We start from the raw sequence: 19,566 nt of genomic DNA on the forward strand, positions 1-19,566 counted from the left end.
ATGGGGCTGTTCGGCTATCTGCTGCGGACCTCACGCCGCCCGTTCCTGCTCGCCCTGGCCGCCAGCGTCATCAGCGGCGCCGCGGGTGCCTCCTTCATCGCGCTGGTCAACACGGCGCTGGGCCGGGCGGGGCACGTCCCGGCCGCCGTGGTCTGGGCCTTCGCCGGCCTGTGCGTGGCCACCGTCGTGACCCGCTTCCTCGCCCAGAACCTCCTCTTCCGCCTCTCCCAGGGCTTCATTTACCGCCTGCGCCGCCGCCTGGTCGACGGCATCCTCGACACGCCCCTGCGCAGCGTCGAGAAGCTCGGCACCCCGCGGCTGTACTCCGCGCTGGCCGACGACGTGGTGGTGATCGCGGACGCCCTGCCCGGTCTGCCGATGGTGTGCTTCAGCGCCACCTTCGCGGTGGTGTGCGTGGTCTACCTGGCCGTGGTGTCGCCCGCCGTGGCCCTCACCTCGCTCCTCGCCCTGGGCGTCGCCGTCGGCGTCTACCGGATGTTCTCCGCCTACGGGATGCGCCACCTGGGCGCGGCCCGCGAGGAACAGGACCGGCTCTTCGAGCACTTCCGGGCCGTCACCGAAGGCACCAAGGAACTCAAGCTCGACCGCGGCCGCCGGGAGGCCCTGGCCGGCGCCGCGCTCGACGCCACCGCCACCACCTACCGCCGGCGCAGCGTCCTGGGCCTGTCGGTCTTCGAAGGGGCCGCCGGCAGCGGACAGGCGATCTTCTTCGCGCTCATCGGCGTCCTGCTCTTCGTCTTCCCGGCCGTCTTCGCCCTCCCCGCCAGGACGCTGACGGACAGCATCATGGTGCTGCTCTTCATGGTCTCCAGCCTCCAGGGCGTCCTGACCTGGCTGCCCGTCCTGGGGCGGGCGACCGTCGCACTGCACAAGATCGAGGAACGGCTGGAGTACCTGGAGGGCGCCGGCCGGGAGAAGCGCCACGACCACCCGGCCGCCCCGGCCGACTGGCAGCAGATCGGCTTCCGCGGCGTCGCCCACGCCTACCCGGGCGCCGCGGGCGAGCAGTTCGTCCTGGGGCCCCTCGATTTCACCTTCCGCCGGGGCGAGGTCCTCTTCGTCGTCGGCGGCAACGGCAGCGGGAAGACCACCCTGGCCAAGCTGCTCACCGGCCTGTACCTGCCCGAGAAGGGCGCGGTCCGGCTCGACGACCGCGAGGTCACCGACGACAACCGCGACGCCTACCGCGCACTGTTCGGCGCCGTGTTCTCGGACTTCTTCCTCTTCGAGAGCCTCGGCGGCCTGCCCGGCGCCGACCGGACGGCGAAGGCCGAGCACTACCTGCGGCGCCTCCAGCTCGACCACAAGGTCTCCATCGTGGACGACCGCTTCTCCACGACCGCCCTGTCCCAAGGACAGCGCAAACGGCTGGCGTTGCTGACCGCCTGCCTCGCGGACCGCTCCTGCTACCTCTTCGACGAGTGGGCCGCCGACCAGGACCCGGTGTTCAAGGAGTTCTTCTACACCGAGCTCCTGGCGGAGCTGAAGGCGAGGAACAAGACGGTCGTGGTCATCAGCCACGACGACCGGTACTTCGCCGTGGCCGACCGGATCGTACGGCTCGACTACGGCCAGATCCGTGCGGACCGGCCCGGCGAGGACCGCCGGGACCGCACTCCCGAAGAGGAGAACAGCGGTGGACGGTAAGTGGTTGACCGGACCTGACGCCGGCCGGGACGCCGGAGCGCGGCTCTTCTGCCTGCCCTACGCGGGCGGGGGAGCGGCCGCCTACCGCGACTGGCCCGGTCTCTTCCCCGGCGGCATCCAGGTGTGCCCGGTGGAACTCCCCGGCCGTGGACGCCGACTGGTGGAAACCCCGTACAGCCGCCTGCGGCCCCTGGTCGCGGCCCTCGCGGACGCCCTGCGACCGGCCATGGACCGCCCCTACGCGCTGTTCGGGCACAGCATGGGCGCACTCGTCGCCTACGAGCTGACCCGGGCCCTGCGCGACCGCGGGCTCCCCCAGCCGTCGCACCTGATCGTCTCCGGCGCGGCCGCCCCCGGCACCCGCCGCGCCCGCCCGGAGATGCACAACGCCACCGACGACGAGATGCGCGACGAACTGCGGGTCCTGAACGGCACCCCCGGGGAACTCCTGGAGAACGCCGAACTCATGGAACTGATGCTGCCCACGCTGCGCGCCGACTTCTCCGTACTGGAGACCTACGTGTACCGGGAGGCACCGCCGCTCGACGTCCCGCTCACCGTCCTGGGGGGAACGGCCGACCCCTCCGTCGAGATCTCCGCACTCCAGGGCTGGCGCGACCGGACCACCGCCGGCTCCCGGCTCCGGCTCATCGCCGGCGACCACTTCTTCCTGCACTCCGCCGCGGCCGAGGTCATCGCGGCCGTACGGGACGCCCTCGCCGCCGAACCGTCCACCACACCCTGACGCCGCCGCCCCGCGGCACCACCGTGCCGCGCCCGCCCGTCCCCGCCGCGCTTCTTCGTAAGGAGAGGTCCATGACGCTGTCCGACCCGATGGCCCGCACACCGGAGCCAGGGGCCGCCGAACCCTTCGCGCTGATCGGCCGCGCCGACCGCGCCCGCCTGCCGGCCGGTGTCGTGGACGCGTATCCGCTCCACCGCGCCCGCACCGCGCCGCTCGCGGAACCGCCGCTCTCCGGCGACGGGGCACAGGTCACCGCCCGGCGCCTCACCGGCCGTCGGCCGCTGTCCGCCGGGGAGTTCACGGCCGGGGCCGAGGCCGTCGTCCACGCACACGAACTGCTGCGCACCTCCCTCGACCCGGCCGGCGCCTCCGGTCCGCTGCTGCGGGTGCACGACCGGGCCCGGCCGCCCCTGGAACTGCACGACCACCGCACCCTGGACCCGGCCACCCGCCGGACGCGGCTCGCCGCGCTCGCCGACGCCGAGCGCGGCACGCCCTTCGACGCCGGCGCCGCGCCCCTGCTGCGGATCGACGTCGTCCTGGAGCCGGACGACACCTGGGTGCTGCTGCTGACCCTGCACCGTGTGCTGGCGGCGGACCTCAGCGCGGACGCGGTCCTCACCGAACTGGCGGACGCCTGCGAACGGGCCCGCGACGGCGCCGACCCGGCCGCGCACCGGCCGGCGGTGCGGCACGCGCCGTGCGCGGCCGCCGAGCGGGCGGGCCGCCTCGACCGGGCCGGGCGCGCCCACTGGCGCCGGACCGCCGAACGCACCGCGCCGTTCGTCCTGCCCAGGGCCTGGCGGGAGGACGACGGCGCACCGGAGCGGGAGCCCGCCGGGGAGCCGGCACCGGGCGGCGTCCCGGCCGTCACGGAACGGGCCGTGCCCTTCCACGACCTGCGCGCGGGACTCGACGCCCTGGCCGCCGCCGCCGAAGTCCCGCTGGGCACCGTGCTGTTGGCGGCCCACCTGAAGGTGCTGGGCACCCTCACGGCGGAGAGGTCCTTCCGCTCGGACGTCGTGGCACGGGCCGACTGGGCCCCGGACGGCGAGCGCGACACCTGCGACGCCCGGCTGCACCGCGTGGCGCTGCCCTTCGCGTCGCCGGCCGCCGCCCCGACCTGGCGCGGGCTCGTCGCGCGGGTACGGGCGGAGGAGACGCTGGGCTGGCGCCACCGGTACGCCCCGCGCGGCACCGCCCAGGACGGCGGGGCCGGGGCCGAGCGGTTCGCCGCGGTGGTGTACGAGGCCGGGCGGTGGCGGACGGCGCCCGCGGGCGGCGGCGCCGACACGAGCACCGGCCCGGACGGCGGCGGACCGGCCGACGTCCCGCTGCCCGGCCGGGACGCCGCCGTCCACGGCGACGGCTACGGTCTGCACGTCCTGGCCGACGCGGGCCACCTGCGGCTGCGCACCGCGGCCGTGGCGGTGCCCCCGGAGCGGGCCGAGCGCCTCGTCCACATGTACCGGGCCGTCCTGGAATCCATGGCGGCCGGCCCCGACGGCGACGCGCTCCGCGCCCATCTCGCCCCGGACGAGCGGAAGGCGGTGCTCGGTGCGTGGAGCTCCGGACCGTCCGCCGACCACGGCACCACCACCGTCGTCGGCCTCCTCCAGGAGCGGGCCGCGGCCGTTCCCGACGCCGTGGCGGTCCGCGTGGGCGAACAGACCCTGACCTACCGGGAGCTGGACGAGCGCGCCAACCGGATCGCCCACCACCTGCTCGCGCGGGGAGCCGGGCCCGACACCCTCGTCGGCGTCAGCCTGCGGCGCACCCCGCACCTGCTGCCCGCACTGATCGGCGTGTGGCGGGCCGGTGCGGGATACCTGCCGCTCGACCCGGACCTCCCGGCCGAGCGGATCCGCGGGATGCTCGACACCACCGGCCACCCCCCGGTGATCAGCACCGGGGACCGCCGGTCCGTTCTCGGCCCCCTCCACCAGGGCGCCTTCGTCATGCTGGACGAGGACCGGGAGGCCATCGAGGCCCGCCCGGCGACGCCCACCGGCATCCGCGTCCACCCCGACCACCTCGCGTACGTCATCCACACCTCCGGCTCGACCGGTACGCCCAAGGGCGTGCTGATCCGGCACGGCGGCCTGGTCAACTACCTGCTGTGGACGCTGGACGCCTACGTGGCCCAGGGCACCGGTGGCGCGCCCGTCTTCTCCTCCCTCTCCTTCGACCTGGGCATCCCCAACCTCTTCGCGCCGCTGCTCGCGGGCCGGGAGGTGCATCTGCTGCCCGAGCCGTTCGAGCCCGCGGACCTGGGCCGCCATCTCGCCGCCGGGGCGCCGTACAGCTTCATCAAGATGACCCCCGGCCACCTGGACCTGCTCACCCACCAGCTCGGCGCCGACCAGGTCCGCGGCCTCGCGGGCATCGTGATCGCCGCCGGGGACTCCTTCCCCGCGGCCCTGGCGGAGCGCTGGCACACCCTGGCGGGTCCCGGCGGCACCCGCGTCGCCACCGAATACGGCCCGACCGAGATCACCATCGGCAACTCCGGGCAGCAGGTCCTCGCCACCCCCACGACGGAGCTGGTCCCGCTCGGCGCCCCGATACCCAACACCACCATGTACGTCCTGACCGACCGTCTGGAGCCGGTGCCGGTCGGCGTCCCCGGGGAGGTCTTCGTCGGCGGCGCCGGAGTGGCCCGCGGCTATCTCGGCCGCCCCGCGCTGACCGCCGAGCGCTTCGTCCCCGATCCCTACGGGCCCGCCGGGGCACGGCTCTACCGCACCGGCGACCTGGCCCGGTGGCTGCCCGACGGGACCCTCGACTTCCTCGGCCGTATCGACAACCAGGTCAAGATCCGGGGCTACCGCGTCGAACTGGGCGAGGTCGAGGCGCGGTTGCGGCTGCACCCGGACGTCCGGGACGCCGTCGTCGTCGCCCGGGAACCGAGCCCCGGGAACGTACGCCTGGTCGCCTACACCGTGCCGGCCGGCCGGCCGGCACCGGACGCCGCCGTGCTCCGCGCCCACCTCGCCGACGCCCTGCCCGACTACATGGTCCCGGCGGACTTCGCCGCGGTCGACCGGATACCGCTGACCGCCAACGGCAAGGTCGACACCCGTGCCCTGCCGGCCCCTTGAGAGAAACCCGAGGCATCCCTCGGACACCCCCTGAAAGGACACGCCATGGCTACTGAACACCGCGCCGGCTTCCTGCCGGCGGACGCCGACGCCTACCGCCTGCGGCTGACCGGGGCCGAGCGCGACGAGGTCGCCGCGCTGGCCCGGCGGCTGGCCGGCACCGCGCCCGCCCTGGTCGACGACCCGGGCTGGCTGGCTACCGCCCGGCGGCTCGGCAACCGCCTGCCGGCCCGCCTGCTGGACACCGTCCGCGCCTTCCGGCACGACCCCGGCAAGGGCGGGGTCCTCCTGGTGTCGGGCCTGCCCCTCCACGAGGACGCGCTGCCCGAAACCCCGGGCGGCGCCGGGTCGGTGGAGCGCGCCGCCACCCTCCCCGCCGCCACCGCCGTACTGATCGGCCTGCAACTCGGCGAGATCGTCGCCTACCGCCAGGAGAAGTCCGGCGCCCTGGTGCAGAACGTCGTCCCGGTGCGGGGCCTGGAGGCGTCCCAGAGCAACGCCGGCTCGGTGCCGCTGGAGTTCCACATCGAAAACGCCTTCCACCCGTACCGCCCGGACTTCGTCGGCCTGAACTGCCTGCGGCAGGCGGTCGGGCAGAAGGCGGGGACGCTGGTCTCCTCCATCCGCCGGGCCCTGCCGGTGATCGAGGAGAGCGACCGCCGGGTGCTGCACCAGGCGCGCTTCGTCACCGCCCCGCCGCCCTCGTTCCGCTCCGGCGGCAGCACCGAGGCGCACCCCGTCCTCGACGGCAGCCCCGACGACCCCAACATCCGGGTCGACTTCAACGCCACGAGCGCGCTGGACGACGAGGCGAAGCAGGCCCTGGAGCGGCTGCGGGTGATCATGATGGACCTCTCCACGGCGGTGGAACTGAGCCCGGGTGAGCTGGTGTTCGTCGACAACCGCGTGGTGTTGCACGGCCGGGCCCCCTTCACGCCCCGCTACGACGGCCGGGACCGCTGGCTCCAGCGGGTCTTCGTCCACCTCGACAACCGCCGCACCCGCGTCCACCGCACGGACAACGGCTCGGTCATGGGGTGAGCGGCGGCCCCGTGCGCACCACCTCGGACCGACCCCGTCGCGCACCCCCGCACATACGCCACCACGGAAATCCGACAGAAAGGCAGCGGCCGTGCCCGGCACCACGCATGACCCCCTGCGGACCGGACGACGCACCCGCCGCACCGGGCGGATGCTCGGCGCCCACCTCACCGCGATCCTGCTGACCGTCCTGCCCGGCGCCTCCGGTGCCGTGGCGGACGCCGGGCAGAGCACCGGCACGCCCAGGGCGACGCTCCGCTACACCGAGAGCGGCGTCCCGCACATCCTCGCCCGGAACTTCACGGACCTGGGCTACGGATACGGCTACGCGGTCGCCAAGGACAACATCTGCGTACTGGCCGACAACTTCCTCAGCGTGGGCGCCGAGCGCTCCCGGTACTTCGGTCCCGACGGCGCGGCCAACACCACCCTCACCTCGGCGAGCGACAACCTCACCAGCGATCTGCACTTCCAGCGGATCAACGACTCCGGTGCGGTGGAGCGGCTGGCCGGCCGGCCCGCCCCCCAGGGCCCGCGCCAGGAGATGCGCGACATCGTCACCGGCTATGCCCAGGGCTACAACCGCTACCTCGCGCGGACCGGCCGCGACGGCATCACCGACCCCGCCTGCCACGGCGCCGCGTGGGTCCGGCCGATCACCGGGACCGACGTCTACCGGCTCTTTTACGCGCTGATGAACTGGACCGGCCAGGGCGCCCTCGCCGACGGCATCGTCGGCGCCGAGCCCACTCCCGGAGCCGCGCCGGCCCCGGCCGACACCCGGACCGCGGACCGCATCAAGGCCGGGCTCGACCGCACCCTGCGCGCGGACGGCAAGGGCAGCAACGGCATCGCCGTCGGCTCGGACGGCGCGGCCGGCAGCCACAGCGTCCTGCTCGGCAACCCGCACTTCCCCTGGCGCGGCGCCGGCCGCTTCTGGCAGGTGCAGCTGACCGTGCCCGGCAAGCTCGATGTCTCCGGCGCCGGGCTGCTCGGCACCCCGTTCGTCCAGAAGGGCTTCAACGACCAGGTCGCCTGGACGCACACCCTGGCCACGCCCCGGACCTTCGGCCTGTACGAGGTCCACCTGGTACCCGGCGACCCGACCAGCTATCTCGTGGACGGCGTCAAGGAGAAGATGACCCCGCGGACGGTGCGGGTGCGGGCCGAACAGCCCGACGGCTCCCTCACCGAGGTCCGGCGGACGCTGTACGAGACCCGCTACGGCCCCATGATCAACCGCGCGGTGGGCGTCGGCCTGCCGTGGAACGCCGCGACCGGCTACGCCCTGCGCGACGCCAACGACACCAACCTGCGCGGGCTCAACACCTGGTTCGGCTTCGCCACCGCGCGCAGCACCGCCGACATCGAGAGGTCGCTGTCCGCCACCCAGGGCGCGCCGTGGATCAACACCATGGCGACGGACCGCGCGGGCCACGCCTTCTACGGCGACATCCAGGTCGTCCCGCACGTCACCGACGCGCAGGCGGAGTCCTGCGGCACCCCGCTCGGCAAGGAACTCTTCCCCAAGACCGGCCTGCCCGTCCTGGACGGGTCGAAGTCGTCCTGCGCCTGGGGCTCGGATCCCGACTCGGTGGAGCCCGGACTGTTCTCGCCGAAGCGGCTGCCGTCGCTGACGCGCCAGGACTACGTGCTCAACTCCAACGACAGTCCCTGGCTGGCCAATCCGCACGCACCGCTCACCGGCTACCCGCGGATCGTCGGCGACGTCGGCACCCCGCGGTCGGCCCGCACCCGCGAGTCGCTGGCCACCGTCGAGGAGACCCTCCAGGGCAAGGGCTTCACCAAGGAGTCCATGCAGCGCATGCTCTTCACCGACCGCAGCCGGACGGCCGTGCTCGCGGCGGCCGACACCGCCACGATGTGCGGGGCCTTCCCCGACGGCAAGGCCCCGTCCGGCAACGGGCCGGTCGATGTCGGCCGGGCGTGCCGGGCGCTGGCCGACTGGGACCACACCTACTCCCTCACCAGCCGCGGCTCGCTGCTCTTCGAGCGCTTCGTGCTCAAACTGGCCACCGTGCCCGGCGGGCTGTGGAACGTCCCGTTCGACCCGGCCGACCCGGTCGGCACCCCGAACTCGCTGAAGACCACGAGCCCCGACGTCCAACGCGCCTTCGGTGACGCGGCGGCCGAACTGCACGCCGCGGGCATCCCGCTCGACGCCGCGCTGGGCGACCACCAGTACGTCGTCCGCGGCACGGACCGCATCCCGATGCACGGCGCCCCGGAAGCCCTGGGCGTGCTCGATCTGATCACCCCCGTCTGGGACCCCGGGCGCGGCAACGTCGATGTCCGCACCGGCTCCAGCTACCTCCAGGTCGTCTCCTTCACCGACGCCCCCTGCCCCGACGTCTCGACGCTGGTGACCACCTCACAGTCCGCCGACCCGGGCTCCCCGTACTACGCGGACCAGACGAAGCTCTACTCGTCCGGTGAGTGGCTCCCCGGCCGCTTCTGCGAGAAGGACATCCTGGCCTCCCCCGACCTGGAGGTCACCGAGCTCTCGTGAGCGGCGGCGGGCCCCGCACCGACGATCCACCCACGGGCGCAACGGGTGGCTCACCGGCGCGGGGCCATGACAGTGGTGCCGATGAGGCTCGCGGCGACAACGCGCCGGAGCAAGACGGGAGTTGGGGACGCGGATGCCGAGGCGGGCGTGGTCACCACTTCCTGGGGCCGGGGTGGATCAGATGCCGCCACACCGCAGGCTGGCCTCCGGGCCTGCGCGCGGCAACCGTGCCGGACGCCACACGGTCGCGGACAGCCGAGAGCCCCCGCTCGCCGGGCGAGCGGGGGCCGGGGGCGGCGGGTCCGGCTGTCCGCCGGACCCGCCTTCCGGATACGTCCTCGGTTACGAGGCTTCCCTGCGCGGCGCCGCCGAGCGGCGGGACGCCGTACGGTCGCCGTTGCCCGAACGGGCGGTCCCGCGCTCGCCGTTGGCCGAGCGGGAGCCCGAACCCGTGCCGGTGCGCTCGCCGTTCGCCGAGCGGCGCGCCTGGGCCGGGCGGCTGCGGCGGCCGCGGGACGACGACGCGCTGCGCTTGGGGCGCTCGACGACGGGTGCCGCGATGGTGACGGGGATACCGGAGGGGGCCTGGGCGCCGGTGATGCGGGTGAGTTCGGCGTCACCGGAGCGGACCTGCGCGGTCTGCGGGGTGATCCCGGCGGTGGCCATCAGCCGGGACATCTCGCGGCGCTGGTTGGGCAGCACCAGGGTCACGACGCTGCCGGACTCGCCGGCCCGCGCGGTGCGGCCGCCGCGGTGCAGGTAGTCCTTGTGGTCGGTCGGCGGATCGACGTTCACGACGAGGTCGAGGTTGTCGACGTGGATACCGCGGGCCGCGACATTGGTGGCCACCAGCACATTGACATGCCCGGTCTTGAACTGCGTGAGCGTGCGGTTGCGCTGCGGCTGGGACTTGCCGCCGTGCAGTGCGGCCGCCCGGACACCGCTGGCGAGCAGGTCCTTGGTGAGGCGGTCGACGGCGTGCTTGGTGTCCAGGAACATGATCACCCGGCCGTCGCGGGCCGCGATCTCGACGGTCGTGGCGTGCTTGTCCGGACCCTGCACATGCAGGACGTGGTGCTCCATCGTGGTGACCGCGCCCGCCGACGGGTCGACGGAGTGCACCACCGGGTCGGAGAGGAACCGCCGGACCAGCTTGTCGACATTCCGGTCCAGCGTGGCCGAGAACAGCATCCGCTGGCCGTCCTCGCGCACCTGGTTGAGCAGCTCGGTGACCTGCGGCATGAAGCCCATGTCGGCCATCTGGTCGGCCTCGTCCAGGACGGTGATCGCCACCTCGTCCAGACGGCAGTCGCGGCGCTCGATGAGGTCCTTGAGCCGGCCCGGCGTGGCGACGACGACCTCGACGCCGCCGCGCAGCGCACTGGCCTGGCGGCCGATGGACATACCGCCGACGACGGTCGCCAGACGCAGGTGCAGCGCCTGGGCGTAGGGGGTGAGGGCGTCGGTGACCTGCTGGGCCAGTTCGCGGGTGGGGACCAGTACCAGGGCGAGCGGCTCACGCGGCTCGGCCCGCCGGCCGGCCGTACGGGCCAGCATCGCGAGGCCGAAGGCGAGCGTCTTGCCCGATCCGGTGCGGCCGCGGCCGAGGACGTCACGGCCCGCGAGGGAGTTCGGCAGCGTCGCGGCCTGGATGGGGAACGGCTCGGTCACGCCGAGGCGTGTCAGGGTGGCGAGCAGCGCGGCGGGCATGTCCAGCTCGTCGAAGGCCGCCACGGCGGGCAGTGCCGGGGTGGTGCTCACCGGCAGCGCGAACTCGCCCTGCGGGGCCGCGGCCCGCGGTCGGCGCGGTGCCTGGGAGCGGAAACGGCCGCCGCCGCCCCCGGAGCTGTTGCCACCGGAGCGGCTGCCGAAGCCACCGCCGCCGGAGCCGTTGCCGCCCGAGCGGCCGGCGAAGCCACCGGAGCGGTTGCCGGAGCCGCCGGAACGGGAGTTGCGGTCAAAAGAACGGGTGCTGCGGTTCATGGGGAACCTTCCTCGATGCGGCGCGTGTCGAGGAAGACCCGGCGGTGTATGAGCCGCACGAAGAATCGCAAGAACGAGCCGGAAAACGGAGAGCGGTGCGGGACGGAGAGCCGTGGCGCCCGGAATCTCGGAGAACGGCCGGCGCCGGCCGCGCGGTGGCGGTCGGAAAAGCCGGACCGTGGGAGCCGGTCAGCCGTGGTCGTGCGCTGCCGGCGGGTGAGCGGACGGTCGTCGCCGCTGCCGGATGGTGCCGGGCCCTTCGGGCGGCGCCCGGCGGGCCGGGGGCTCCGGAGTGCCGGAGGCCCGGGAGGGCGGGGTCCGCACCGCGAGGTGCGGCCCCCTGTCCTACTGCGTCCCAGATCAGGCGGGGACGATGTTCTCCGCCTGGGGGCCCTTCTGGCCCTGCGTGACGTCGAAGCTGACCTTCTGGCCCTCCTGGAGCTCACGGAAGCCCTGGGTGGCGATGTTCGAGTAGTGCGCGAAGACGTCGGCGCCGCCGCCGTCCTGCTCGATGAAGCCGAAGCCCTTTTCGGCGTTGAACCACTTCACGGTGCCGGTGGCCATGTGAAATCTCTTTCGGTAAAGGGAAAAACCAGGATCCGCACGGTGCGAACCCCGCGTCGCTGATGAGCCCATCCGGAGATGACCGGCAAACAAAAATGCGCCTGCGGGTCACTGCCCGTCAGGCGCACACAAAGTCATGGGTACCAAAACTGCAACTGACATGAACGTAGCACGGATATCGCTGCGACGAGTGATTCCGGCCTCACGGACCGGCCCCACGGCCCCGCGGATGCGGTGGTGGCGGCCCGCCGGGCGGCGCTCTGTGAAGGACGTCACACCCGGACCGGTCGCGGAAGCCCGCGGGGCCGGCGCCGCCGGAGTACTCGCGCGGGCGGGGGCGGCGGCACGGGGGCGCGATGGCCGTATGTCGCCGGCCGAGGTCGCCCGGGTCTCCCGGGAGGTCGCCGCGGAGCCGGCACGGTCCCGGAAGGTCTCGCCGCCGGCCGCGGTCTTCCGGGCCGCCGGGCCGCCGGAGGGGCCGACGGTCATCCCGTACCCGGCCGGCCGGCTGCCGCAGGGCCGGCTCGGGGTCGGGGCCCGCGCCGTCCGGCGGCCCCCGGGCGGCGCGGGCACACTGAGGGCATGGCGGGAAAGCGGAGCGCCGGACTGCTGCTGTTCCGCGGCTCCGGCGCCGGCCCGGAGGTGCTGCTGGCCCATATGGGCGGGCCGCTCTGGGCCCGGCGGGACGCGGGCGCCTGGTCCGTGCCCAAGGGCGAGTACGTCCCGCCGGAGGAACCGCTGGCCGCCGCCCGGCGGGAGTTCGAGGAGGAGCTCGGGCTGCCCGCCCCGGACGGCCCCTACCTGCCGCTGGGCGACACCCGCCAGGCGGGCGGCAAGACCGTGACGGTCTGGGCGGTCGCGGGCGATCTCGACCCGGCACGGATCGTGCCCGGCACCTTCCGCATGGAATGGCCGCGCGGCTCCGGCGCCGTGCGCAGCTTCCCCGAGATCGACCGGGTGGCGTGGTACGTCCCGGACGAGGCCCGGCCCCGGCTGGTGACCGGCCAGCGGGTCTTCCTGGACCGGCTGGCCGCGCGGCTGCGGGCGGCCGGCGGGCCCGGCCCGGGTACGTCCGCGGACCGGACCGGTGATGCGCCCGCGGACGGCGCTTAGGCTGGACGCCATGAGCTCGGAGACGCGGCCGCTGGCGGTCACCGCCATCGTGCGGGAGGAAGAGTGCGCGGTCCTGCGGGTCAGCGGGGAGCTGGACCTCCGCACCGAGCAGGCGTTTCTCGCCGAGGCACGGTCGCTGGTCTCGGCCGGGCACCGCTTCCTCGTACTCGATCTGACCGCGCTGCGCTTCTGCGACTCACGGGGTCTGAGCTGCCTGCTCGCCCTGGAGTGGCTGTGCCGGCGCCTGGCGGGCCGCCTGCTGCTGGCGTCGCTCGGCGGACGGATGCTGCGGCTGCTGGCCGGCACCCAGTCCATCGGCGTCTTCTCCTGCTTTCCCACGGTCGGCCACGCACTGGCCGCCGTCCCCGACGGCAGCCGCCCGTCCTGGCCGCCGGTCACCGAGGCCCCTTCCGTGTGACGGACGTGGTGATGACGTGGCCGGCCCCCTGGCCGGGGAGCGTGACCGGGGCGGGCGGCGGGGCGGCGGGCCGCGGTCCCGCGCCCGCGCGGCGATCTGCCGGGACGCCGCGCCCGGTGGATAGCCTCGTGGCTGTCGTGGCTGTCGTGGCTGTCGTGACCGGAGTCGCCGTGGCGCTCCGGGCCGGCTCCGGCGGCGTCGGCCGAACCCCGGCACCTTTCGGCCGGAACTCCGCGGCGGATCCGTCACCCCGGCGCGGCCCGGAACCCCTGTCCAGCCCCTGACCAGCCCCGGAAGAAACCCCCGCAGGACCGCGCCGGGAACGGCGCATGGACGCGGCGCGCCCCGGCCGTCACCATCGGAGGAACCGGTGGTCCCCCCACCCACCGGGACCGATCACCCGCACCCCGCACCGCTCCGTCCGGCACCACCCCCGGCACCAGCAGACCGGAAGGCGGCCCCGATGGCTCCCACCGCGGATTCCGTCCCCCTCCCCGAACAGGCCGACGTCGTGATCATCGGCGGCGGTGTCATCGGGGCGAGCATCGCGTTCCACCTGGCCGAGGCGGACGCCGGGCAGGTGCTCCTGCTGGAGCGCGACGAGCCCGCGTCCGGTTCGTCCGGCAAACCCATCGGCGGCGTCCGCGCCCAGTTCTCCGACCCGCTCAACATCCGGCTCGGCCTGCGCAGCCTGGACGCCTGGCGCGGTTTCGCCCGCCGCCCCGGCGCCGACATCGGACTGGACCGGGTCGGCTACCTCTTCCTGCTCGCGGACGAGAGCGAGCTGGCCACCTTCACCCAGGGCGTCGAGATACAGAACGCGCTCGGTGTGCCCAGCCGGATCATCTCCCCGCGCGCCGCCCGGGACCTGTGCCCGTATGTCGACCCGCACACCATCGTCGCGGCCGCGTACTCGCCCGCCGACGGCTACGCGCTGCCCGGGGCCGCGGTGGCGGGCTATCTGCGCGCCGCCCGGCGGCTGGGCGCGACCGTCCGCACCCACTGCCCGGTCACCGCCATCGACACCGCGGACGGCACCGTCCAGGCGGTCCGCACCCCGTACGGCACGGTGCGCACCCACACCGTCGTCTGCTGCGCGGGCGCCTGGTCCGGCGCCGTCGGCGCGCTGGCCGGTGTCGAACTCCCCGTCACGCCGCTGCGCCGGCAGATCGCCTTCACCGGACCGCTGCGCCCGGCCCCGCCCCGCATCCCCTTCACCCTCGACTTCGGCTCCACCCTCTACTTCCACAACGACGGCGCGGACGGTCTGCTCATGGGCCTGTCCGACCCGGCCCAGCAGCCCGGATTCGAGCGCCGGTTCACCCGGGAATGGCTGCGCCCCTTCCGTACGGCGGCGGCCCGCCGGACACCGGAACTCGCCCGGGTACCGGTCACCGGCGGCTGGGCGGGGCTGTACGAGATGACGCCCGACCGCAATGCGCTGATAGGCGAGGCCGGGCATCCGGACCGGTTCCTGTACGCCACCGGCTTCTCCGGCCACGGCTTCCTCCAGGCCCCCGCCGTCGGCGAACTCGTCCGCGACCTCTGCCTCGGCCGGGAACCGTTCCTCGACGTCGGCCCGCTCGCCGCCACCCGCTTCGACGGCCGGGTCAACCGCCCCGAGGCGCACATCATCTGACCCGCCCGCACCGCGGCGGTCGACCCCGGAGCCCTGGAGCGCGCCCGCCGCCCCCGTCCCCACCGTCCACCACCCGGAGGCCCGTATGGTCCCCACCTGGCGGCTGCGCGCCGCGTTCGCCCGTCGGCTGTCCGAGATGTACGGCACCGAAGTCCCCGCCTACACCACGCTGCTGGAGGTGACCGGGCAGATCAACGACGAGGCCGTGGCCCGGGACCCGGACGCCGGCCGGCTCGGCGGAATCGACCGGGTGACGGCCGAACGGCACGGCGCGATCCGCGTCGGCACCCCCGGGGAACTGCGCCAGGCCGCCCAGATCTTCGCCGCGCTCGGCATGCGGCCGGTCGGCTTCTACGACCTGCGGGACGGCCCCGGCGCCGTCCCGGTCGTCTCCACCGCCTTCCGGCCGACCGGCACCGAGGAACTGGACCGCAACCCCTTCCGGGTCTTCACCTCGCTGCTGACCACCGCCGACCGCCGTTTCTTCGACGCCGGACTGGAGGCCCGCCTCGACGCCTTCCTCGCCCGCCGGCAGCTCTTCCCACCGGAACTCCTCACCCTCGCCGAACGTGCCGAGGAGCGGGCCGGGCTCCCCGAAGAACAGGCCGAACGCTTCCTCACCCTCGCCGTCGCCGCGCTCGAACTCTCCCCGGAACCCGTCGACCGCGCCTGGTACGCCGAACTGGAGCGGATCTCCGCCGTCGCGGCCGACATCGGCGGGGTGGCGGCCACCCACATCAACCACCTCACCCCGCGCGTCCTGGACATCGACGCCCTCTACCGGCGGATGGGGGAGCGCGGGATCACCATGATCGACCGGATCCAGGGACCGCCGCGCTGGGACGGCCCGGACGTGCTGCTGCGCCAGACCTCGTTCCGGGCGCTGGCCGAACCGCGGGCGTTCCGCGAGCCCGACGGCAGCGTCACCGGCGGTGCGCTGCGGGTCAGGTTCGGCGAGGTCGAGGCGCGCGGGATCGCGCTGACCCGGGCGGGCCGCGCCCACTACGACGCGCTGATGGCCGAGACGGACCGGCAGACGGCGGAGCGGCCGGACACCGTACGGCAGGAGACGGCCCGCGCCCTGTGGGAGGGCCGCTTCCCGCGCACCGAACACCGGCTCGCCGCCGGACAGTTGGCGTACTTCACCTTCCGGCCCGGGACCGGTCGGCCCGCCGACGGACGGCGCCCGCCCGCGGACCTCGCCGGTCTCCTCGCCCAGGGCTGGCTCACCGCCCACCCCATCGTCTACGAGGACTTCCTGCCCCGCTCCGCCGCCGGCATCTTCCGCTCCAACCTGACCGGCGACGGCACCCGCGCCGCGGACCGCACCGGCACCCCCTTCGACGCGGACCGGCTCGCCGCGGCGATCGGCCGCCCGGTGCTCGACCCGTTCGCCCTCTACGCCGACCCGCACGACCGCTCGCTGCGCCAGGCGCTGACCACCCTGCGCGCCGACGACGCGCTCCGCGCCCTGGACGGCGCCGGACAGCCGGGGCCCGGCGCCGCACCACCGCCCGCCGAGGGCTGACACCACCGCCCGGCCCGAAGCCCGTTCGCCCGCGTGCCCACCCCCTTCCCGACGCCCCCATACCCCCGAGGAGAGCCGGACGGCGATTCCTCGGGAGCCACCGAAGGCAAGACCGCATCCCCCGTATTCGCCGCATCCGCCACATCCGGCCCTCCCGGGCCGTCCGACACCTCACGGAGACCCCATGGACCCCGAGCCCGCCACCGGCCGCAGCCTTCCCGGCACCGACTCCCTGCGCCGCCGCGCCGAGGCGGCCCTGCGCCGCTGCGGCGCAGGCCCCGCCGCGGACGCCGTCATGGAAGAGATCCACCGGGCAACCGGCACCGACGCGCCCCGCACAGCTGACGACCCCGCCAACCCCGATGGCCCCGCCGTCATCCGTGCCCGTACGCCGCTCACCGGCGGCACCCTCGGACTGCTGCCCGCCGCCACCGCGGAGCAGACCGAGGCGGCCGTCGCCGAGGCGCACCGGACGTTCGAGCGGTGGCGCACCGTGCCCGCCCCGCGGCGCGGGGCACTGGTCAAGCGGCTCGGCGAACTCCTCACCGCGCACAAGGAGGACCTCGCCGACCTGGTCACCCTCGAAGCCGGCAAGATCCGGTCCGAGGCGCTCGGCGAAGTGCAGGAAATGATCGACATCTGCGATTTCGCGGTCGGCCTCTCCCGGCAGCTCTACGGCCGCACGATCGCCGGTGAACGCCCCGGCCACCGGCTCGCCGAAACCTGGCACCCGCTCGGCGTGGTCGGCGTCATCTCCGCCTTCAACTTCCCGGTGGCCGTCTGGTCCTGGAACACCACCATCGCCCTCGTCTGCGGCGACACCGTCGTCTGGAAGCCGTCCGAACGCACCCCGCTCACCGCCCTCGCCTGCGACGGACTGCTCGCCAGGGCGGCCGCGGACACCGGTGCGCCGCCCGGGGTGCACCAGCTGCTGCTCGGCGCGCGGGAGTGCGGGCAGCGGCTGGCCGACGATCCACGGGTGGCGCTGGTCAGCGCGACCGGATCGGTGCGGATGGGACGGCACCTCGCCCCGCGGGTGGCCGCCCGGTTCGGCCGCTGCCTGCTCGAACTCGGCGGCAACAACGCCGCCGTCGTCACACCCTCGGCCGACCTCGACCTCACCGTCCGCGCCGTCGTCTTCTCCGCCGCCGGAACCGCCGGCCAGCGCTGCACCTCACTGCGCCGGCTGATCGTCCACGAGGAGCTCGCCGACCGCCTCGTGGCGCGGCTGGTGCGCGCCTACCGCCAACTGCCGCTCGGTGACCCCTTCGACGCCACGACGCTGGTCGGCCCGCTGGTGGACACCGCCGCGCACACCGCGCTGACGGCGGCCCTGGCCACCGCGGAGCGCGACGGCGGCAAGCTGCTGACCGGCGGCGACCGCTGTTTCACGACGGAGGCACCGGACGCCGCGTACGTACGGCCGGCGATCGTCCGGATGCCGGCCCAGACCGGGATCGTCCGCACGGAGACCTTCGGACCCGTCCTGTACGTCCTGACCTACCGGACCCTCGACGAGGCCATCGCCCTGCACAACGACGTCCCGCAGGGACTGTCGTCCAGCATCTTCACCCGCGATCAGCGGGAGGCCGAGCGGTTCCTCGCCGCCGACGGGTCCGACTGCGGTATCGCCAACGTCAACATCGGCACCTCCGGGGCGGAGATCGGCGGCGCGTTCGGCGGGGAGAAGGAGACCGGCGGCGGCCGCGAGTCGGGCTCCGACGCCTGGCGCGCCTATATGCGGCGGGCCACCAACACCGTGAACTACTCCGCGGATCTGCCGCTCGCCCAGGGCGTCAACTTCCTGTGAAGTCCTGGAAGTTGGGTCACCGGCCCGGTCAGTGGCCGCCGCGCAGGTCCCGGACCAGGGTGGGCGACGGGCGGGGGATCTCGCCGAAGTCCTCGTCGTCACTGTCCACGACGAGGCGGTTGATCACGCTCTCCAGTGCGGCGGGCAGGGCCGGGGCGAGCCCGCTGTGCCACTGGACGAGGAGGTTGTGCCGGGCGGTGTCCGGCAGCAGCTGCCCCTCGTCGAAGGCGGCGGCGGCCGGGCGCGCCTCGTCGGGCTCGTGCGCGGCCTGCTCGCGCCAGTACGCGGCGTCCCGGAACTCGCCGCTGCGCCGGTGGGAGAGGTAGAGGCAGTAGGCCGCGGTCCGGCTGCCGGCGCCCGCGCCGAAGTGCCACCAGAAGTGCGCCGCGTCGGTCCGCCCGGTGATGTGCAGCAGACAGGCGAAGATCAGCGCGCCCTCGGGGTCGATGCGGTGGTCGTCGACCAGCCCCTCCAGGCTGGCGGCGGCCGCCGCGGCGTTCACCACCAGCGCGCAGGCCAGGTCGAGTTCGTGGGTGGCCTCGTCGCGGGCGGTGGCGTAGGAGCTCGGCGCGCCCCGGTCGGCGCGGTCCGGCGCCGGCGCCGGGGGCCCGGCGGTGCCCTCCCCGGCCGGCACCCAGGTCTCCCGGTCCGTGCCGAGCCCGGGAAAGGCGGCGCCGAAGCAGCCGGGATCGTCGAGTACCGGGACGTCCTCCAGTTCACCGAATCCGGCGAAACCGTCGAACGCGACCCCGGCGGCGGCGCTGAGCAGCGTCTCGACGGTGTCCTGGCGGCCGGCGTGCTGGGCGGATGACATGGTCAGTTCCCCCTCGTGGTTCCTTGGTCGATGCCGAGCGCGGCGGCCAGTTTGCGTTTGCCCCGGCTCGCATGGGAGCGGACGGTGACTTCGTCGACGCCGAGCAGCGCGGCGATCTGCCCGTCGCTGTACCCGATGACATGGCGCAGCACGATCACGTCGCACTGCCGCTCGGGCAGCCGTGAGATGGCCGCGTACAGACCCAACTGGCTCTCCAGCAGGGCGAACTGCTGCTGGCATTCGCGCAGCAGTGCCTGGGTGACGACGGCGAAGGCGGCGGTCTCGGTGAGCGCGGTGGGCTGCTGGTGGTCGTAGAGCCAGTCCACGACATGCTCCTTGAGCACCGACCAGGCGAACGCCTCCACCGACGCCTGACGCAGCGCGTGCGGCCACAGCAGGCGCAGTTGCCGGAAGGCGGACCGGGTGACCTCGCGGGCCGCCGCCTCGCCGCCCGTGTGCAGATAGGCGTAGGTCACCCACTTCCGGGCGTGCGTCCCGTGAAACGCCTCGAAGGTGATCGACAGCTGATGCTGCGACGCTCCGGCGGGGGCGGGCCGGGACGGCGGCGCGCCGGCCGCCCGGGAGGTGCCGTACCCGGTCATGTCCGCCTCT

14 protein-coding genes are annotated in these 19,566 nt (G+C 74.4%); 10 read left to right on the forward strand and 4 right to left on the reverse strand.

Features of this window, described 5'->3' with window-relative positions; all coding sequences use genetic code 11:
- The 5 genes from IH09_RS03020 (at position 1) to IH09_RS03040 (ending at position 9,085) form a co-directional block, all read left to right on the forward strand.
- On the forward strand, positions 1-1,668 hold the full coding sequence (locus IH09_RS03020; protein WP_052853673.1) for a cyclic peptide export ABC transporter: 1,668 nt from the start codon (positions 1-3) through the stop codon (positions 1,666-1,668).
- 4 nt (positions 1,669-1,672) lie between these two features.
- Positions 1,673-2,413, forward strand: coding sequence for a thioesterase II family protein (locus IH09_RS03025; protein ID WP_205380028.1), 741 nt, complete (start codon positions 1,673-1,675; stop codon positions 2,411-2,413).
- 71 nt (positions 2,414-2,484) lie between these two features.
- Entirely contained in the window at positions 2,485-5,514 is a 3,030-nt protein-coding gene (locus tag IH09_RS03030) for a non-ribosomal peptide synthetase family protein (protein WP_052853675.1), read from the forward strand.
- A gap of 45 nt (positions 5,515-5,559) precedes the next feature.
- Positions 5,560-6,555: a TauD/TfdA family dioxygenase gene (locus IH09_RS03035; RefSeq protein ID WP_052853676.1), complete on the forward strand. Its 996-nt coding sequence runs from the start codon at positions 5,560-5,562 to the stop codon at positions 6,553-6,555.
- 91 nt (positions 6,556-6,646) lie between these two features.
- Positions 6,647-9,085, forward strand: coding sequence for a penicillin acylase family protein (locus tag IH09_RS03040; RefSeq protein ID WP_318279375.1), 2,439 nt, complete (start codon positions 6,647-6,649; stop codon positions 9,083-9,085).
- Positions 9,086-9,427: 342 nt separating this feature from the next.
- Here IH09_RS03040 and IH09_RS03045 read toward each other — a convergent pair whose 3' ends face one another.
- The gene (locus IH09_RS03045; RefSeq protein WP_052853677.1) at positions 9,428-11,068 is read right to left on the reverse strand and encodes a DEAD/DEAH box helicase; all 1,641 of its coding nucleotides are present in this window, start codon (positions 11,066-11,068) and stop codon (positions 9,428-9,430) included.
- A 360-nt stretch (positions 11,069-11,428) separates the two neighbouring features.
- Positions 11,429-11,632 carry a cold-shock protein gene (locus IH09_RS03050; protein ID WP_037915390.1) on the reverse strand — a complete coding sequence of 68 codons (204 nt, stop codon included), beginning with the start codon at positions 11,630-11,632 and terminating at the stop codon, positions 11,429-11,431.
- A gap of 582 nt (positions 11,633-12,214) precedes the next feature.
- Here IH09_RS03050 and IH09_RS03055 point away from each other — a divergent pair.
- From IH09_RS03055 to amaB, 5 genes are all read left to right on the forward strand, one after another.
- A complete protein-coding gene (locus tag IH09_RS03055) occupies positions 12,215-12,745 on the forward strand; it encodes an NUDIX domain-containing protein (RefSeq protein ID WP_052853678.1) in 531 nt (176 codons plus the stop codon).
- A gap of 10 nt (positions 12,746-12,755) precedes the next feature.
- Positions 12,756-13,163: an STAS domain-containing protein gene (locus tag IH09_RS03060; protein WP_052853679.1), complete on the forward strand. Its 408-nt coding sequence runs from the start codon at positions 12,756-12,758 to the stop codon at positions 13,161-13,163.
- Positions 13,164-13,626: 463 nt separating this feature from the next.
- Positions 13,627-14,802 (forward strand): NAD(P)/FAD-dependent oxidoreductase, encoded by a 1,176-nt coding sequence (locus IH09_RS03065; protein WP_052853680.1) that lies wholly within the window; start codon positions 13,627-13,629, stop codon positions 14,800-14,802.
- An 85-nt stretch (positions 14,803-14,887) separates the two neighbouring features.
- Complete coding sequence (gene hglS / locus IH09_RS03070; protein ID WP_052853681.1) at positions 14,888-16,330, forward strand: 2-oxoadipate dioxygenase/decarboxylase; 1,443 nt, start codon at positions 14,888-14,890, stop codon at positions 16,328-16,330.
- Positions 16,331-16,514: 184 nt separating this feature from the next.
- Positions 16,515-18,140, forward strand: a complete 1,626-nt coding sequence (gene amaB, locus IH09_RS03075; protein WP_052853682.1) for an L-piperidine-6-carboxylate dehydrogenase — start codon at positions 16,515-16,517, stop codon at positions 18,138-18,140.
- Between the two features lie 28 nt (positions 18,141-18,168).
- Here the strand turns inward: amaB and IH09_RS03080 are convergent, their stop codons facing one another.
- Positions 18,169-18,954, reverse strand: coding sequence for a hypothetical protein (locus IH09_RS03080; RefSeq protein ID WP_052853683.1), 786 nt, complete (start codon positions 18,952-18,954; stop codon positions 18,169-18,171).
- 2 nt (positions 18,955-18,956) lie between these two features.
- Positions 18,957-19,556 carry an RNA polymerase sigma factor gene (locus IH09_RS03085; protein WP_094794763.1) on the reverse strand — a complete coding sequence of 200 codons (600 nt, stop codon included), beginning with the start codon at positions 19,554-19,556 and terminating at the stop codon, positions 18,957-18,959.
- Positions 19,557-19,566 lie beyond the last annotated feature (10 nt).

The organism is Streptomyces celluloflavus, from assembly GCA_000720995.1.
Classification (GTDB): Bacteria; Actinomycetota; Actinomycetes; order Streptomycetales; family Streptomycetaceae; genus Streptomyces; species Streptomyces celluloflavus.

Bases quoted from the DNA above. Each gene is read 5' to 3' on its own strand.
- IH09_RS03020 (WP_052853673.1), top strand. From the start codon at position 1: ATGGGGCTGTTCGGCTATCTGCTGCGGACCTCACGCCGCCCGTTCCTG.
- IH09_RS03030 (WP_052853675.1), top strand. From the start codon at position 2,485: ATGACGCTGTCCGACCCGATGGCCCGCACACCGGAGCCAGGGGCCGCC.
- IH09_RS03035 (WP_052853676.1), top strand. From the start codon at position 5,560: ATGGCTACTGAACACCGCGCCGGCTTCCTGCCGGCGGACGCCGACGCC.
- IH09_RS03045 (WP_052853677.1), bottom strand. From the start codon at position 11,068: ATGAACCGCAGCACCCGTTCTTTTGACCGCAACTCCCGTTCCGGCGGC.
- IH09_RS03050 (WP_037915390.1), bottom strand. From the start codon at position 11,632: ATGGCCACCGGCACCGTGAAGTGGTTCAACGCCGAAAAGGGCTTCGGC.
- IH09_RS03055 (WP_052853678.1), top strand. From the start codon at position 12,215: ATGGCGGGAAAGCGGAGCGCCGGACTGCTGCTGTTCCGCGGCTCCGGC.
- IH09_RS03060 (WP_052853679.1), top strand. From the start codon at position 12,756: ATGAGCTCGGAGACGCGGCCGCTGGCGGTCACCGCCATCGTGCGGGAG.
- IH09_RS03065 (WP_052853680.1), top strand. From the start codon at position 13,627: ATGGCTCCCACCGCGGATTCCGTCCCCCTCCCCGAACAGGCCGACGTC.
- hglS (WP_052853681.1), top strand. From the start codon at position 14,888: ATGGTCCCCACCTGGCGGCTGCGCGCCGCGTTCGCCCGTCGGCTGTCC.
- amaB (WP_052853682.1), top strand. From the start codon at position 16,515: ATGGACCCCGAGCCCGCCACCGGCCGCAGCCTTCCCGGCACCGACTCC.
- IH09_RS03080 (WP_052853683.1), bottom strand. From the start codon at position 18,954: ATGTCATCCGCCCAGCACGCCGGCCGCCAGGACACCGTCGAGACGCTG.
- IH09_RS03085 (WP_094794763.1), bottom strand. From the start codon at position 19,556: ATGACCGGGTACGGCACCTCCCGGGCGGCCGGCGCGCCGCCGTCCCGG.